Below are 13,562 nucleotides of genomic sequence, written 5' to 3' on the forward strand. Positions count from 1 at the left end.
TTATTAGCACTATAACGAGTCAATACGAACCAAATTAGTGCGTATCTACGGGTTTAATCGTTAATTAAATGCCATTGACGCCTTGTATTGCTGGTATTTATTACTTTGGCATACATATTGCCTTTTCTATTGTATACAATCGTAAATGGAGATGCGTTATGGAAAAGGAATTGCCAATTAGCCCTAGGCTAACTAACCAAGATTTGGCCCCAGAGAAAAAACAAAAATGGGGTTGGTATAGTATATTTGCTTTCTGGATGTCAGATGTACACAGTGTGGGTGGATATGTATTTGCTGCGAGTTTATTTGCATTAGGTCTTAATGGTATTCAGGTATTTATCAGCTTATTAGCGGGTATTTCTATTGTTTTGCTTTTTGCTAACTTAATGGGTAAGCCGGGACAGAAAGCAGGGGTGCCATTCCCCGTTGTTGCTCGAATGTCGTTTGGCGTATTTGGTGCAAATATACCTGCGGTGATACGTGGTCTTATTGCGGTAGTTTGGTACGGGATTCAAACTTACCTTGCTTCAAGCTCATTCATTATTCTATTGCTGTATTTCTTCCCATCAATGGAACAACTTGCCCAAAGCTCATTTTTAGGTCTTTCTTATCTAGGTTGGGTTGGCTTCAGTGCGATGTGGGTGTTGCAAGCTGTCGTGTTCATGTTTGGTATGGATATGATCCGCAAAGTCATTGATTGGTCGGGCCCGGCTATCTACATAGCGATGTTTGCGTTATGTGGCTACATGATTAACCTAGCCGGCTGGGAAAACATTAGTTTTAATCTAGGAAAAGAAACACTACTTGGCACCGAAGCGATCCTACAAATGCTGGTGGCTACAGCGTTAGTGGCAGGTTACTTTGCAGGGCCAACGCTTAACTTCAGTGATTTCTCTCGATACTGTACTAGCTATAAAGAGCTAAAGATTGGCAACATCTTAGGACTACCGGTCAACTTTATCCTGTTCTCTTTGTTCAGCGTTATCATCGTATCGGCTTCAATTCCCGTGTTTGGTGAGATGATTGTTGACCCAGTAGAAACGGTGAAGCGATTAGATTCAGGTATGATTACAGTACTTGGTGCTCTGACATTTATTTTTGCTACTGTGGGCATCAATATCGTAGCGAACTTCGTTGCTCCAGCGTTCGATTTCTCGAATGTATCACCTCAGAAAATTAGCTTTAAGACGGGTGGTTTTATTGCAGCATTTGGCTCGGTTCTTCTTACGCCTTGGAACCTATTTAATAACCCAGAAGTCATTCACTACACAGTTGATGTGCTTGCCGCGATGATTGGTCCATTATATGGCATTATCATTGTCGATTACTTTATTATTAAGAAATCAAACATTCATGTTCCATCATTATATACTGAATCACCGCAGGGCCTGTATTGGTATAAAAATGGTATCAATATGAACAGTGTTTATGCGTTGGTTGTTGCGAGTATTACTGCCATAATCGCAACTTTCTTTGTGACTGAATTAGCGAATTATGCATTATTCATCGGAGGATTTGTGTCGGCGTTTGTATATCGCGTGCTTATGGAAAGGAAATTAGAATGGGCATCGCGTCCTGTATTCGCTAAACAATAATCATATATTCTGTGTTAAGTAGCCATCGTGAATAGCGTTGGCTACTTATTTTTATGTGGTCTTTTATTCTATCTTTTATTCTGTCTTTTATTTATAAGGTGAATGAATTCGAGCCATTTGATTCGAGCCGTAGTTAATTCCCTTCTAAAAGTCGCTCGCATTACAAGCTGAGCATAAATTAAACCTCTCTTACTATTCCAAATATCCCCTTCTTATAGGTGTTTCAATTTCCCTTAAGAACACAATTTATTGACCCACATTTGGGCGAATGCACCAGCATAGCTCAAAAAACTATGAACCATATCGATGCCCAACTTTCTTGTCTTGTTCTTAATTGGTTGTTTTTATTGGTTAATTTTGGTTTTTTAGCATCTGGCACATTCGTTGCAACATTAAAATTAGATGTTTCAATCGTTTCAAGATAAAGGAATTACTCTATGAAAACTTTAAAGTTAGTATGTGCGTTGGTACTGACCGCTTCACTATCTATGGTGTCGTTGGTCGCGAAAGCATCTCAGTTGGATGTCATCAAACAACAGGGTGTTTTGAAGGTCGCAGTCCCTCAAGACTTCCCTCCATTTGGCTCGGTGGGCTTGGATCTAAAACCACAAGGCTATGATATTGATATGGCTCAGTTCTTAGCGGATGAGTTGGGTGTGAAACTGCAACTCGTGCCAGTAACGAGTGCAAACCGTATTCCTTATCTACAAACTCGAAAAGTTGACCTGATCATCTCTAGCCTTGGTAAAAATGCGGAACGCAAAAAAGCGATCGATTTCACTCAACCTTACGCGCCATTTTTCTTAGGTGTGTTTGGTACGGATGGAGAAGAAGTTACGTCGGCTGAAGACCTAAAAGGCAAAGTCGTTGGTGTTACGCGTGGCTCAGTAGAAGACATTGAATTGAGCAAGCTGGTATCGAAAGAGACAGTTTTGAAGCGTTATGAAGATAACAACGCCACGCTATCGGCATATCTTTCTGGTCAAGTGAGCCTAATCGCAACGGGTAACCTTGTTGTGACTGAGATTGCGAACCGTCACCCAAGTAAAGCGCCACAAGTGAAGTTCATGCTGAAAAACTCTCCTTGTTACATCGGCCTTATGAAAGGTGATGTCGCGTTACAGACAAAAATCAACGAGCTGATTAATAAGGCGACAGAACAAGGCACGCTAGAATCTATTTCTCAGAAATGGCTTAAAGCCTCTTACCCAGCAGACCTAGGTGCATAATTAGGGCCTCTCTATGACGTATTCATTAGATTTTGCTGGACTTGCCCCTTACCTGCCGCAGTTTGCGGCAGGTGTCTGGACCACGATCCAACTCACTCTTTTATCAACCATCTCTGGCCTCGCACTAGGCACAGTTTGTGCGGCAGGTCGAACTAGCCGAACCAAAGGGCTACGAGTTGTTTGCGCGAGCTATATCGAACTAATACGCAACACCCCATTTATCGTGCAGCTGTTTTTCATCTTTTTTGGTTTGCCAGCTCTTGGCTTGCGTTTAAACGCGTGGGAAGCGGGCGTCATTGCCATGGTGCTTAACCTAGGTGCGTATAGCGCAGAGATCATTCGAGCGGGTATTGATGCGACACCAAAAGGTCAATGGGAAGCGGGTAAAGCTTTGGGCTTAACCAAACTGCAGACGCTAACTCACATCGTGTTATCGCCTGCCTACCAGCGGGTTTATCCAGCGATAGTGAGCCAGTGCATCATCGTGATGCTGGGTTCTGCGGTGGTTTCTCAGATCTCACTGGAAGAGCTGACCTTTGCAGCCAACTTTGCCCAATCTCGTAGCTTTTTGAGTTTTGAGGCTTACATGTTGACCGCGGCGATTTACCTTCTATTGGCAATCTCAATGCGCTTTATGTTCTCAAAAATTAAGCAAGTCAGCTTTAAAAACCCATCGTTGTAGGAGATTAGAAGATGGTTGAGTTTTCTGATTGGGATATTTTCCGAAACTTATTACTAGCCGCAAGATGGACAGTATTGCTTTCTCTTCTGGCGTTCGTTTTTGGTGGAGCCTTAGGAGCAGTACTGACCTTGTTACACAGTACTAAGAGCCCATTATTTCAAGGGTTAATCAAAGTTTATGTAGAGATATTCCAAGGTACACCACTGCTAATGCAGCTGTTCCTTACCTTCTTTGGGATTGCATTGCTTGGGATTGAAATCAGTCCGTGGACAGCCGCGATTTTGTCTCTCACATTATTCAGTAGTGCATTTTTCCACGATATTTGGCGCGGCTGTATTGAAGCGCTGCCAAAAGGTCAATGGGAGGCATCAAAGTCCCTTGGTATGACTTACTTTGACACCATGAAGCACGTGATTGCGCCGCAGGCATTCAAAATCTCGATTGCTCCTACGGTTGGCTTTTCTGTGCAAATCGTGAAGGGTACCGCATTGGCATCAATCATTGGTTTTGTTGAGCTGACGAAAGCCGGAACCATGTTGAACAATGCGACATTCCAACCGTTTAAGGTATTCGCCTTTGTTGCGCTTCTTTATTTCTTAATCTGTTTCCCGTTATCTGTATTCGCTCGCCGCTTGGAGAATAAAAATCATGTCACTCGTTAGTATTGAAAAAGTCCATAAATATTATGGCGAAAACCATGTGTTAAAAGGCGTTGATTTAAAGATCAAAGCTGGGGAAGTTGTATCGATTATCGGTCGAAGTGGTTCGGGAAAAAGTACCTTACTACGTTGTTTAAATGGCCTAGAAAGCTATGAAGAAGGCGCAATTATCGTTGACCGTCAAGCGGTTGAAAATGATGACTACAAACTGCGAATTTTGAGCCGCAGTGTGGGCATGGTTTTCCAAAGCTTTAATTTGTTTCCTCACAAAACAGCAGGGGAAAACATCATGTTGGCGCCAATGCTGGTGCTGAAGAAAACCCGCGAAGAAGCAAAAGTTCTCGCTCAAGAACTGCTGGCTAAAGTTGGTCTCGCAGATAAGTTTGACGCGTACCCAAGCAATCTGTCTGGTGGTCAACAGCAACGTGTCGCGATTGCTCGTTCGCTGGCGATGTCTCCTAAGGTCCTACTTTGCGACGAGATCACGTCAGCGCTAGACCCAGAATTAGTCGGCGATGTATTGGAAGTTCTGGAGCAACTAAAAGCCGAAGGAATGACCTTAATTCTTGTGACGCACGAGATGAACTTTGCTCGAGATGTCGGTGATACTGTGGTGTTCATGAATGAGGGTAAGGTATGGGAAAGCGGTGAAAGTAATGCTGTGTTCGCCAACCCTGAGACTCCTGAGCTGCAATCATTTTTGTCTGCAGTTCGTTAATAGAAATCACTAAAGAGCATGAAAGGAAGCAAACCGATATGACCAACCCAATGCTAGAGCGAATTGCAGAGCACTACAGCGAGTTTACTAATAACGATCGTCGTATTGCCGATTATTTAGTGGTGAACCCTGAAAAGATCCTGATGCTATCAACCAATGAGGTTGCACAGGAATGCTCGGTATCAAAAGCGAGCGTGAGCCGCTTTATTCGCAAATTGGGTTATGACGATCATGGGAACCTACGCAGCGAGCTTTTAGATGAACGCGATAGAGGGACTCCGATGAACACGCCTCTTGGTTCGTCTGCCACTGGGTTTAATGCCGAAGTTGCAGCGCTCGGTGTGCTTTGGAGCCAAATTGAAGACACGGATTTGAGTTCGGTTATCGAATGTTTGGCGAAGAGAAAGAAAGTCAAAATAATCGGTTACCGAAACAGTTATCCCGTTGCGATACATTTCCGTCAGCAGTTGCTTCAATGTCGCTCGCAGGTCGAATTGCTCCCAGTACCGGGGCAAACCATTGGTGAAGATATCGCACAAATTGATGAGGATGACTATGTCGTCTTGATCGGCATACGACGTCGTATTCAAGGTTTCTCTGAGTTGATTGAGCGACTTCCAACTGAACAAACCCTACTGATCACGGATCAGACGGGGATCAAGTATCAGTCGCAGGTTGCTTGCACTCTAGTTTGTCCGATGGGCAATGACCGTCCACTTGATAGCTACGCAGCGCCAATGGCATTGATCTCTTACTTAAGTAATTCGGTGTATGACCATTTGGGAAGTCAGTCGCGAGAAGTGAGCGACACAATCTCGAAAACTTACAGCATTTTAAACGAATTAGAATAACAACGTTAACGTTAACGTTGGCTTGGCAAAGGAATGACAGCGATGCACAGTGACCACAGCGTATATTGCGCTCAGGGCCCCAAACATTTACCCCCACTAAACAACGGTTCTTTAGATGGTTTGAGCTTTGTATTTAAAGATCTTTTTGATGTGGAAGGATATGTCACAGGCGCGGGTAACCCAGCCTGGTTGAAGACGCACGATGCAGCAAGCAAAACCTCTCCACTTATTCTCAAGCTACTTTCTCAAGGTGCAGAATGCTTAGGCCGAGTTCAGACTGACGAACTCGCCTATAGCTTAAATGGCGTCAATATTCATTATGGCACGCCAGTTAATCCAATCGCGGAAGGCTGCTTACCAGGTGGTTCTTCTAGCGGCAGCGCGGTGGCCGTTGCACAAGGTGATGTCGATTTTTCAATTGGTACGGATACTGGTGGCTCGGTTCGAGTTCCTGCCAGTTATTGTGGTCTGTTTGGGCTGCGCCCGACGTTGGGGAAATTGTCTCTAGAGCATTGCTTTTCTCTTGCAACGAGCTTTGATACTGCGGGTGTTTTTGGGCGAGAGCTTTCTATTATCGAACAGGTTTACCCAGTTCTGTCTAGTGATGAAATGCATGCAGGTTCACCCCAAGATCTCCCTCCACAAACTCTCATACTGGACAGCACCCTCTCTGCGCTTATGGGACAAGAGCGTATTGAGCAAATTGTGCGCTGGAGTGAACGCTCTGGGGTATCGATTATCAAAGCGGATCTTCTTAATAAAGCGGGCCACAGCTTAGAGCAATTGAGCCTGTTGTTTAGAAAGATTCAGGGCTTTGAAATCATTGCGGAACACAGTGAATGGTTAGAGCAGTGGCAGCATACGCTTGATACTCCGATTCAGGAGCGAGTCGAATGGTCACGTACGTTAACGAGCGATGACTATAAGGACGCTACACAACAACAAGCGACATTTAGTTCATGGTTAGAGCAGACGCTTGTTGAAAATACCGCCATGTTGGTCATACCGACCACACCCGGTGGTCCTCCTAAACGGAATATGCCTGATGAAGAGTTGGCTCAATATCGCTCAGACCTCATGGGACTGACCTGTCTTGCAGGTTTAAGTGGAACGCCACAGCTTCATATCCCGATGAAAGGTTTGAGCCTTGGACCGTGTGGAGTGTCATTACTCGGTGTGAAACACAGTGAACATTCTCTTATTCAAACCGCCAAATTGTTAATTGAAGGAGCGCGATAATGGCATTTCAAACCTCTTTTACCGCCCCGCACTATAAAGCTGCACAAGCGGGTCAACAGATCCTCGATAACGGTGGAACCGCTAGTGAAGCGATGGTCGCTGCGGCAGCAATGATCGCGGTGCAATACCCGCATATGAACAGTATCGGTGGTGATGGATTCTGGTTGATTTGCCGAGAAGGCGAATCCCCAATCGCGATTGACGCGTGTGGACGTTCTGCATCTTCAATTGATGTCGACAAATACCGAGCAATGGGTGACGAGCTTCCAGAAAGTGGCGGCGAGGCGTCCATCACGATGGCAGGTACTATTTCTGGTTGGCAAAAGGCGTTAGAGCTGAATGGAGATCGCACGTCATTGCCAACACTTCTTGCTCCTGCTATCCAAGCGGCGCGAGGAGGTGTTGAAGTGACCCAGAGCTTGGTGAACGCGAGTGAAAAAACCTATCAGCGTCTCAGGCATATTCCAGCATTTGCCGACATTTATCTTAAGCAACAACAATTGCTGTCAAAAGGAGATATCATCTGCAACCCTGCGCTTGCCTCAACCCTAGAGCATCTTGCTGAAGTAGGGCTTGATGATTTTTATCGTGGAGAGCTAGCTAGCCAATTGGCGAGTGAGTTACAACAACAAGGCAGTCCACTTACGTTAGAAGATTTTCATACTCATTATGCAAAGGTGAGCCAACCGCTCAACGTAGAGATCTCTAAGGGGCAGCTTTATAACTTGGGTGCACCCACTCAGGGTCTAGCGTCTCTTCTAATTTTGGCTATTTATGATCAATTGGCGTCTCAGGCGACGGATGAGCTTGATCATATCCACTTGTTAGTTGAAGCAACAAAGCAAGCCTTCATCATTCGAGATCAGGTCATTACCGATGAACAAAGTCTCACTCAACCATTACAAATGTACTTGCAGCCAGATGTTATAGACCGCTGTGTAAACAACATATCGTTGAATACCGCGTTGCCATGGCCTCACCAAGCGAAGCCGGGTGATACGATCTGGATGGGGGCGACTGACCAATATGGAACTATGGTGAGCTTTATTCAAAGTATCTATTGGGAGTTTGGTTCTGGTGTGGTGCTGCCGTCATCGGGGGTACTTTGGAACGTGCGAGGAAAAAGCTTCTCTTTAGACGCGAATCATCACAACGTGCTAGCGCCAAGTAAAAAGCCTTTTCACACCCTAAACCCCGCTTACGCTGAACTGAACGATGGTACGCGCATGGTTTACGGCACCATGGGTGGAGAAGGGCAGCCGCAAACTCAGGCTTGTCTATTTAGCCGTCACCTTTACCAAGGTATTTCCCTACCTGAGTCGATAGCCATGCCGCGCTGGTTATTGGGTAGAACGTGGGGAGATAGCACCAACAATCTACGACTGGAGCAAGATCTCTATGCTACCTATGGCGAGCAATTAAAGTCTCGTGGGCATGAGGTGACTGCAGTCGATAATCTTAATGAATTAATGGGGCACGCAGGTGCGATTGCTCTAGATAAACAAGGAAATGCCCGCGCTGCCACAGACCCACGCAGCGATGGTGAAAGTTTTGTAGGAGAACAACAATGACCAATCAAACACTATTTGAAACCCTAAACCCGCCACAACGCTTGCTAATGGGCCCAGGCCCGATTAACGCTTACCCGCGAGTTCATCAAGCAATCTCTCAATCGTTGATTGGTCAATACGATCCAGTGATGACAGGTTATATGACGCAAGTGCAGTCGCTCTACCGTGGCGTGTTTGAAACCAACAATCAGCAAACCATGTTAGTTGATGGTACTGCGCGTTCAGGTATCGAAGCGGTGTTGGTTTCGGTGCTAAAGCCTGGCGATAAAGTTCTGATCCCTATTATTGGACGCTTTGGTCACCTGCTTTGTGAGATTGCTGAACGTGTGGGTGCTGTGGTACGAACGATCGATATTGAATGGGGTGAGGTGTGCCCAGCAGAGCTAGTCGAGAAAGAGATCAAAGCGTTCCAACCAAAGCTTTTAGCAACGGTGCAAGGCGATACTTCCACCACAATGAATCAACCACTAAAAGAGTTGGGTGAGCTTTGTCAGCGTTACGACGTTTTGTTTTATTGTGATGCGACCGCTTCAATTGCGGGTAACGAGTTAAAAGTCGATGACTGGCACCTTGATGCGGTATCAGCAGGTTTGCAAAAGTGTTTGGGTGGGCCTTCGGGCAGCGCGCCAATTACCTTGAGCGACCGCTGTGCTGAGGTGATCAATCGCCGTAAACACATTGAAGCAGGGATTAAAGCGGATCACCATCAAGCTGGTACCGATGAAATCATTCGCTCAAACTACTTTGATTTGGCAATGATCATGGATTACTGGGGACCGGAGCGTCTAAATCATCATACTGAAGCAACCAGCATGCTTTACGCCGCGCGTGAATGTGCGCGACTGTTTTTAGAAGAAGGTGCCGATACGGTGGTCGCACGCCATAAATTAGCAGGTGATGCGATGGCGAACGGGCTTCAAGCCATGGGCCTAGAGCTGTTTGGTAACCCAACCTATAAAATGAACAACGTGGTGGGTGTCTACATCCCTGATGAAGTGGATGGTGATAAAGTCCGTCAGGAACTATTGCACAGTTTTGGCATTGAAATTGGTACTTCGTTTGGCCCACTGCATGGCAAGATTTGGCGCATTGGAACGATGGGCTACAACGCTCGACAGGAAGCCGTGCTGACTACACTCGCTGCCTTAGAAGCGGTGTTGGTGCGTAATAAAGCGAAGATCATTCCGGGACAAGGGGTGATTGCAGCAATGGAACATTACGCTTAAACGCGAATAAGGACTGGCTTAAGAATGGAACAGAGCATCGCGAATCAAATCATGGAAAGGGCGGATCAACTCGCGCAATTCACTTCTATGCAAGGCGGATTGACACGAACCTACCTTTCCAAAGAACACAAGCAAGCGCACCAGCAACTGGCTCAATGGATGGAGCAGGCTGGATTAGAAACGCACCAAGACAGCGTAGGGAACCAGTGGGGACGTAAAGTTTCGACTAACCCTAACGCTCCAACTCTGATACTCGGCTCTCACAGCGACACGGTATCTAACGCAGGTAAATACGATGGCAATTTAGGTATCTTACTTGCTATTAGTGCCTTGGAGCAGCTTCAGCATCTCAACTTTCCATTTCATGTTGATGTTGTCGCGTTCGCAGATGAAGAAGGCACACGCTTCAACACCACACTGATTGGCTCTAGCGCGGTCGCGGGCATATTTGATCCACAATGGCTGGATATTCGTGACCGTGATGATGTGACAATGGCAGAAGCGATGTCTCTATTTGGCTTAACTTCTGAACTGGCTGGCAAAGATGCTCTGAAACCCGATGAAGTTCTTGCTTACTTAGAAGTACATATTGAACAAGGACCGATACTCGAAGCTAAGCAACTACCTGTCGGCGTCGTGACGGGGATTGCGGGCGCAAAGCGTTATCAATTATCGCTCAAGGGAATGGCAGGTCACGCTGGTACAGTACCGATTGATATGCGCTCTGATGCGTTTTGTGGTGTTGCGGAAATGACCATGGCGATTGAGGCTTATGCCAAGCAGAATAATCTGGTGGCGACAGTGGGTAAGTGCGATGTTATCTCCGGCTCGGTGAATGTGATTCCTGGGAGAGTCGATTTTACGCTCGACATCCGTAGCCTTGAACAGTCCCATTTAGAACGCGCTTGTGATGACCTGCTGACTGAGCTTGCGGTGATTGCTCAAAACAGAGGACTCAAGTTTGAACATGAGTTGTTTTACCAAGCGAAAGCAGTACCATGTAATCCCGAGTTACAACAAGCGTGGGGAGAGGTTGTAACAGAAGTGACGGGGCAGCCTGCGGAGTTTCTACCGAGTGGTGCAGGGCATGATGCGTTAGCCATGGCAAACCTAACTCAAGTTGGCATGCTGTTTGTTCGTTGTGATAAAGGGATCAGCCATCATCCTGCGGAGTCGATTGAACAAGATGATGCAGCAGTTGCATTGGAATGCTTGACGAAAATGATTGTCGCGCAAGCCAATATCCAAGAGAAAAGACTGGGAATGTAGAATGAGTAACCAAGTCGATAAGTTGGTTTTTGGTATCGCTGGTAACTCGCCTGGTTACCTTGCTCAAACCGGAGAGATAAAGGCATTCAGTCAAGAGGTCGCCGAACAAAATGGACCCAAAGCGCTATTTCCTATGTTTGTCGCTGAGCATACCAGTTTTCTAGGGACACAGCCTTTCAGCTCGGATTCACTCCATCTGCCAAAAGAAATTGACGCTGTTGTGCAGATGGAACCTGAGCTCGCGGTTAAGTATCGAGTTCAATATCACAAAGATGGCTCAGTTTCAGACTTGAAACCATACGCCCTGACGGTCATCAATGATGTAACCTACCGCAACCGTGACATCACCAAATTGGCAGAGAAGAAAAATTGGGGTGAGTGTTCAAAAGGCATCTCAAATCATGAGATTATGATTGATTCTTTAGAGCCTGGTGGTGACATTGACGAACTCAGGATCTGCGGTTTTTACAAAAGAGATGGCCAATGGCATCAATGCAGTGAAGACGTTGCTGTATCGCAGTACATTGTTTTTTATCAAGCTCTGACGGATTGGGTGCGCGATCGTATCAATCAGCAGAAAAATGAGGGCGTGTTGCACAATGCCCTTGCGTTGGTTCATGCTGCAGAGCAGCCAGACTCAATTACTGTGGCAATTGGTGCACCAAGTTATACCGCTTTTGAGGCAACACACCAGCTGAGTGTTGGTGACGAAATTGCCGTGTGTTTGTATCAACAAAGTGAGTTTCAACTGAGTGATTTACCACGGGTGTTTGAACAAGGTGAAGTAGTAGGAGAGCGCAATTCAAGTATGATTTTGTTGAAGCAAACCGTGAGTTAGCACTACTAGTTTTATTATTTATAACGGATTGAGAAGTACGAGGACAAAATGCAAACACAAAGAGACCTAGCCGCCGCGTTCTTTCGCATCGGGCTGTTTGGCTTTGGTGGGGGACCGACGATGATCCCGTTGGTTCACAAGGAGGTCGTGGATAATTACGCTTGGATGGATGATGACGAGTTCTCTAACGTCCTTGCTATCGGTAACACCTTACCGGGGCCGATAGCAACAAAAATGGCAGGCTACATTGGCTATAAGGTGGGTGGCACTCTTGGCTGCATCAATGCTGTGGTCGCGACCATTATCCCTATTATTCTGGTAATGATTATAGGTTTAGGCTTGCTGAACGAGTATCGCGACAAACCTTGGGTTGCAGGTATGGCGCACGGGGTTATCCCAGTGGTGACATGGATGATGGCAAAGCTCACTTATGACTTCTTAATTAAAGGACATAAGGCGTTAGGCATGGTAGCGATGGCGATCGGCGTTGTGGTCTCTGTTGGTTGTATTGTGGTGTTAAATATTCACCCTGGCCTTGTGGTTGGCGCGACAATCTTGGCGGTGTTATTCAAACCGCAGAAGCCAGAGGTGTCGGATAAGCCTCAAGTAGAAACTGACAGCAGTAAGGGATAACTATGCAAATCTATATCGATATCTTTCTTGCGTTTTTTATCCCTAATATTGTGGGCTACGGTGGTGGTCCTGCGATTATTCCTCTGATTGAAGCGCAAGTTGTTAGCCATTATGCATGGATGGACGCGGCTCAGTTTGCTGAGGTTCTAGCTCTTGGTAATGCGTTACCATCTCCGATAGCTACCAAAATGGCAGGATACATAGGCTATGAAGTGGGTGGTACTCTAGGTGCAGCAATCGCGGTGTTCGCAACGGTTGCGCCAACCATTTTGATCATGTTGGTGGCAATGGGAGTGTTGTACAAGTACCGTAACTCGCCAAAAGTCAAAGCGTTGAGCGCATGGGTTCTGCCTATCATCTTTACGCTGATGGCACTGCTAAGCTATAAGCTTTTGCAATCAGGTATTGAAACTGGCTGGGGTCACTTCGTGCTATTGTTTGTTGCTGCTGGCTTGTGTTTGGAAAAACTTAAAGTTCATCCCACCTATGTAATTTGTGCAAGCTTGCTGTACGGTGCATTACTGTTGTAATTGTTCAGAAGGACTTGATCGAAGTATAAAGCAGTAAAATGGATATTATTTAGACCTTTATCGGTTAATGTCTCCAAGGTTAAACAGCCCTAGTTAGGGCTGTTTGTCATTCTGTTACTTATGATGTTGGTTATGTAATACCGTTAATGCCGATTCTACACCTTTAGTAATATGGCTCTGATTCTCGAATTTCCCAGAGCTAGCAGGACCTAGAGCGCTAGTATATAAACGAAGCTGCTTATTTAATGGAAGGTTTAGGTGGTCGTAGAGCGCTTGTCGAATGTTCGCATGATGCTCAGGTGCTTGGCTTACTAATCTTTGTAGTGTTTCTTGAATCAATGTCGTTGTATTCATCTTATACTCTTTCTTCAGTTGGGGGAGATACAATTCTATCTATGAGATTGCAGAAATACTGAGATAATGATCATATTGTAATACAAATTAATTTTTGAAAATAAAGTCTCCTTCTGACGGATTAGAAAGTCGCGAGGCACGTTCAATTGATTTTCCCTTCAAGTTTCC

The 13,562-nt window shown here is 45.7% G+C and carries 14 protein-coding genes; 13 read left to right on the forward strand and 1 reads right to left on the reverse strand.

Going from position 1 to position 13,562, the window contains the following annotated elements; translation table 11 throughout:
- Positions 1 to 158: 158 nt before the first annotated feature.
- From DPF91_RS13680 to DPF91_RS13740, 13 genes are all read left to right on the forward strand, one after another.
- Complete coding sequence (locus DPF91_RS13680) at positions 159 to 1,595, forward strand: NCS1 family nucleobase:cation symporter-1 (protein ID WP_117234990.1); 1,437 nt, start codon at positions 159 to 161, stop codon at positions 1,593 to 1,595.
- Between the two features lie 437 nt (positions 1,596 to 2,032).
- Complete coding sequence (locus DPF91_RS13685) at positions 2,033 to 2,824, forward strand: transporter substrate-binding domain-containing protein (protein WP_117234991.1); 792 nt, start codon at positions 2,033 to 2,035, stop codon at positions 2,822 to 2,824.
- 13 nt (positions 2,825 to 2,837) lie between these two features.
- Positions 2,838 to 3,506, forward strand: coding sequence for an amino acid ABC transporter permease (locus DPF91_RS13690; protein WP_117234992.1), 669 nt, complete (start codon positions 2,838 to 2,840; stop codon positions 3,504 to 3,506).
- A gap of 11 nt (positions 3,507 to 3,517) precedes the next feature.
- The gene (locus tag DPF91_RS13695) at positions 3,518 to 4,168 is read left to right on the forward strand and encodes an amino acid ABC transporter permease (RefSeq protein WP_117234993.1); all 651 of its coding nucleotides are present in this window, start codon (positions 3,518 to 3,520) and stop codon (positions 4,166 to 4,168) included.
- Positions 4,155 to 4,883 (forward strand): amino acid ABC transporter ATP-binding protein, encoded by a 729-nt coding sequence (locus tag DPF91_RS13700; RefSeq protein ID WP_117234994.1) that lies wholly within the window; start codon positions 4,155 to 4,157, stop codon positions 4,881 to 4,883. The genes DPF91_RS13695 and DPF91_RS13700 overlap by 14 nt, the downstream gene beginning before the upstream one ends.
- 38 nt (positions 4,884 to 4,921) lie before the next feature.
- A complete protein-coding gene (locus DPF91_RS13705) occupies positions 4,922 to 5,734 on the forward strand; it encodes a MurR/RpiR family transcriptional regulator (RefSeq protein ID WP_117234995.1) in 813 nt (270 codons plus the stop codon).
- 42 nt (positions 5,735 to 5,776) lie between these two features.
- A complete protein-coding gene (locus DPF91_RS13710; protein WP_117234996.1) occupies positions 5,777 to 6,973 on the forward strand; it encodes an amidase in 1,197 nt (398 codons plus the stop codon).
- The gene (locus tag DPF91_RS13715) at positions 6,973 to 8,544 is read left to right on the forward strand and encodes a gamma-glutamyltransferase family protein (RefSeq protein WP_117234997.1); all 1,572 of its coding nucleotides are present in this window, start codon (positions 6,973 to 6,975) and stop codon (positions 8,542 to 8,544) included. Before DPF91_RS13710 ends, DPF91_RS13715 begins: the two co-directional genes overlap by 1 nt.
- Positions 8,541 to 9,770 carry a pyridoxal-phosphate-dependent aminotransferase family protein gene (locus tag DPF91_RS13720; RefSeq protein WP_117234998.1) on the forward strand — a complete coding sequence of 410 codons (1,230 nt, stop codon included), beginning with the start codon at positions 8,541 to 8,543 and terminating at the stop codon, positions 9,768 to 9,770. The genes DPF91_RS13715 and DPF91_RS13720 overlap by 4 nt, the downstream gene beginning before the upstream one ends.
- A gap of 24 nt (positions 9,771 to 9,794) precedes the next feature.
- Positions 9,795 to 11,039 carry an allantoate amidohydrolase gene (locus DPF91_RS13725; protein WP_117234999.1) on the forward strand — a complete coding sequence of 415 codons (1,245 nt, stop codon included), beginning with the start codon at positions 9,795 to 9,797 and terminating at the stop codon, positions 11,037 to 11,039.
- Position 11,040: 1 nt separating this feature from the next.
- On the forward strand, positions 11,041 to 11,877 hold the full coding sequence (locus DPF91_RS13730) for a DUF5718 family protein (protein ID WP_117235000.1): 837 nt from the start codon (positions 11,041 to 11,043) through the stop codon (positions 11,875 to 11,877).
- A gap of 48 nt (positions 11,878 to 11,925) precedes the next feature.
- Positions 11,926 to 12,510, forward strand: a complete 585-nt coding sequence (locus DPF91_RS13735) for a chromate transporter (protein ID WP_117235001.1) — start codon at positions 11,926 to 11,928, stop codon at positions 12,508 to 12,510.
- 2 nt (positions 12,511 to 12,512) lie between these two features.
- Entirely contained in the window at positions 12,513 to 13,040 is a 528-nt protein-coding gene (locus DPF91_RS13740; RefSeq protein ID WP_117235002.1) for a chromate transporter, read from the forward strand.
- Positions 13,041 to 13,154: 114 nt separating this feature from the next.
- Here DPF91_RS13740 and DPF91_RS13745 read toward each other — a convergent pair whose 3' ends face one another.
- A complete protein-coding gene (locus tag DPF91_RS13745; RefSeq protein ID WP_117235003.1) occupies positions 13,155 to 13,394 on the reverse strand; it encodes a PAS factor family protein in 240 nt (79 codons plus the stop codon).
- Positions 13,395 to 13,562 lie beyond the last annotated feature (168 nt).

It is taken from the genome of Vibrio maerlii, from assembly GCF_003415655.1.
GTDB classification, from domain to species: Bacteria; Pseudomonadota; Gammaproteobacteria; order Enterobacterales; family Vibrionaceae; genus Vibrio; species Vibrio maerlii.

Coding starts and splice junctions, on each gene's coding strand:
- DPF91_RS13680 (WP_117234990.1), top strand. CDS start 159: ATGGAAAAGGAATTGCCAATTAGCCCTAGGCTAACTAACCAAGATTTG.
- DPF91_RS13685 (WP_117234991.1), top strand. CDS start 2,033: ATGAAAACTTTAAAGTTAGTATGTGCGTTGGTACTGACCGCTTCACTA.
- DPF91_RS13690 (WP_117234992.1), top strand. CDS start 2,838: ATGACGTATTCATTAGATTTTGCTGGACTTGCCCCTTACCTGCCGCAG.
- DPF91_RS13695 (WP_117234993.1), top strand. CDS start 3,518: ATGGTTGAGTTTTCTGATTGGGATATTTTCCGAAACTTATTACTAGCC.
- DPF91_RS13700 (WP_117234994.1), top strand. CDS start 4,155: ATGTCACTCGTTAGTATTGAAAAAGTCCATAAATATTATGGCGAAAAC.
- DPF91_RS13705 (WP_117234995.1), top strand. CDS start 4,922: ATGACCAACCCAATGCTAGAGCGAATTGCAGAGCACTACAGCGAGTTT.
- DPF91_RS13710 (WP_117234996.1), top strand. CDS start 5,777: ATGCACAGTGACCACAGCGTATATTGCGCTCAGGGCCCCAAACATTTA.
- DPF91_RS13715 (WP_117234997.1), top strand. CDS start 6,973: ATGGCATTTCAAACCTCTTTTACCGCCCCGCACTATAAAGCTGCACAA.
- DPF91_RS13720 (WP_117234998.1), top strand. CDS start 8,541: ATGACCAATCAAACACTATTTGAAACCCTAAACCCGCCACAACGCTTG.
- DPF91_RS13725 (WP_117234999.1), top strand. CDS start 9,795: ATGGAACAGAGCATCGCGAATCAAATCATGGAAAGGGCGGATCAACTC.
- DPF91_RS13730 (WP_117235000.1), top strand. CDS start 11,041: ATGAGTAACCAAGTCGATAAGTTGGTTTTTGGTATCGCTGGTAACTCG.
- DPF91_RS13735 (WP_117235001.1), top strand. CDS start 11,926: ATGCAAACACAAAGAGACCTAGCCGCCGCGTTCTTTCGCATCGGGCTG.
- DPF91_RS13740 (WP_117235002.1), top strand. CDS start 12,513: ATGCAAATCTATATCGATATCTTTCTTGCGTTTTTTATCCCTAATATT.
- DPF91_RS13745 (WP_117235003.1), bottom strand. CDS start 13,394: ATGAATACAACGACATTGATTCAAGAAACACTACAAAGATTAGTAAGC.